This window comes from Actinoplanes utahensis (assembly GCF_016862455.1).
GTDB lineage: Bacteria > Actinomycetota > Actinomycetes > Mycobacteriales > Micromonosporaceae > Actinoplanes > Actinoplanes utahensis.
The window spans coordinates 1-1,390 of record NZ_BOMZ01000145.1; the positions used below are offsets into that span (position 1 = coordinate 1).

Here is a 1,390-nt window from a genome sequence, read left to right on the forward strand (position 1 = left end):
ACTGTAAAAAGAACGGTGTAACTCCTGATCAAGGAGACGCACCAGATGACCATGACAACAGAGGCCGTGGATACTTCCGCGGTGGCTAAGAAGAAGGACCCAGCCGCCTCGCCGGCGGGTGTGGATGCTGAGTTGGTCGGCCAACTGGTCGAGCAGGCTCGCGCGGCCGGCCTGCAGCTGTCCGGCGAGGGCGGGCTGCTGCAGCAGTTGACCAAGCGCGTGATCGAGGCTGCGATGGACGGCGAGATCACCGACCACCTCGGCTACGAGAAGCACGATCCTGCTGGTAAAGACGGCGGGAACTCCCGCAACGGTTCGAGGGCCAAGACGGTGCTGACCGACGTCGGTCCGGTCGAGATCGTCGTGCCTCGTGACCGGGACGGCTCGTTCGAGCCACAGATCGTCAAGAAGCGGCAGCGTCGGCTGACCGGGGTCGAGGACATGGTCCTGTCGTTGTCGGCCAAGGGCTTGACCACGGGTGAGATCAGCGCTCACCTGGCCGAAGTTTATGGCGCTGAGGTGTCACGGCAGACGATCTCGACGATCACCGACAAGGTCATGGACGGCATGGCCGAGTGGCAGAACCGGCCCCTGGACCGCGTCTACCCGGTCGTGTTCCTGGACGCGATCAACGTCAAGATCCGCGACGGGAAGGTCGCCAACCGGCCCATCTACGTCGCCCTGGCGGTCACCGCCGAAGGCACCCGCGACATCCTCGGGCTGTGGGCCGGCGACGGCGGTGAGGGTGCCAAGTTCTGGTTCCAGGTCTGCACCGAGCTCAAGAACCGCGGCGTCGAGGACGTGCTGATGGCCGTCTGCGACGGCCTCACCGGTCTGCCCGACGCGATCAACACCGTCTGGCCGAAGACGGTGGTCCAGACCTGTGTGGTTCACCTACTGCGCAACTCGTTCAAATACGCGTCCCGCCAGCACTGGGACGCGATCGCCAAAGCGTTGAAGCCGGTCTACACCGCACCGACCGAGCAGGCTTCGGAGCAGCGGTTCCTGGAGTTCGCCGAGACCTGGGGGGAGCGTTATCCGGCGATCATCCGGCTTTGGGAGAACGCCTGGGCCGAGTTCGTGCCGTTCCTGGCCTTCGACGCCGAGATCCGCAAGGTCGTCTGCTCGACCAACGCGATCGAGAGCGTGAACGCCCGGATCCGGCGGGCCGTGCGGGCCCGCGGACACTTCCCCAACGAGCAGGCCGCACTGAAATGCGTCTACCTCGCCGTGATGGCCCTGGACCCGACCGGCACCGGCCGCCGCCGATGGATCACCCGCTGGAAACCAGCTCTCAACGCCTTCGACCTCGCCTTCGAAGGACGCCTCACCGCAGGCCGTAACTGACCTTCAACAAGATCGAGTTACACCGTTTTCTTGACACTCCCCG

At 64.9% G+C, this 1,390-nt stretch carries 1 protein-coding gene; it reads left to right on the forward strand.

What is annotated here, in order from left to right:
- Positions 1 to 45: 45 nt before the first annotated feature.
- Positions 46 to 1,347 carry an IS256 family transposase gene (locus Aut01nite_RS43040; RefSeq protein WP_204037960.1) on the forward strand — a complete coding sequence of 434 codons (1,302 nt, stop codon included), beginning with the start codon at positions 46 to 48 and terminating at the stop codon, positions 1,345 to 1,347.
- Positions 1,348 to 1,390: the final 43 nt, after the last annotated feature.